This is a genomic window from Thermus aquaticus, from assembly GCF_001280255.1.
Lineage (GTDB): Bacteria > Deinococcota > Deinococci > Deinococcales > Thermaceae > Thermus > Thermus aquaticus.
This window is the reverse complement of record NZ_LHCI01000053.1, coordinates 1-450: the sequence shown is the minus strand read 5'-3', so window position 1 is coordinate 450 and position 450 is coordinate 1. Positions and strand designations below refer to the sequence as shown.

Sequence of the window (450 nt, the reverse complement as noted above, 5' to 3'; positions counted from 1 at the left end):
GGTCCTCTACGAGCTGGTCCCCGACGAGCCCCCCATGATCAAGAAGGTCCTCAGGCTCTGGGCGGACCGGGAGGGGCTGGACCTCATCCTCACCAACGGGGGCACGGGCCTCGCCCCCCGGGACCGCACCCCCGAGGCCACCAAGGAGGTCCTGGAGCGGGAGGTCCCGGGCCTGGCCGAGCTCATGCGCCTTAAGGGCCTGGAGAAGACCCCCATGGCCGCCCTCTCCCGGGGCGTGGCCGGGGTGCGGGGGAGGACCCTGATCCTGAACCTTCCGGGAAGCCCCAAGGGGGCCCGGGAGTCCTTAGAGGCCGTCCTCCCCGCCCTGCCCCACGCCCTCTCCCTGGTGACCGGCAAGGCGTGGCGGGAGGGGGACCCTGAGTAGGGTGCCCCAGGCCCCGGGCTTTCTGGTGGGGGAGGAGGCCAAAAAGAAGGCCCCGGGGAGGGGGG

Annotated in this window: 1 protein-coding gene; it reads left to right on the top strand. The window is 72.9% G+C overall.

Annotated features, from left to right (window positions below; all coding sequences use genetic code 11):
• The coding region (locus BVI061214_RS00325) for a MogA/MoaB family molybdenum cofactor biosynthesis protein (RefSeq protein ID WP_053766890.1) at nt 1-385 on the top strand (385 nt) is incomplete at its 5' end.
• Nucleotides 386-450 lie beyond the last annotated feature (65 nt).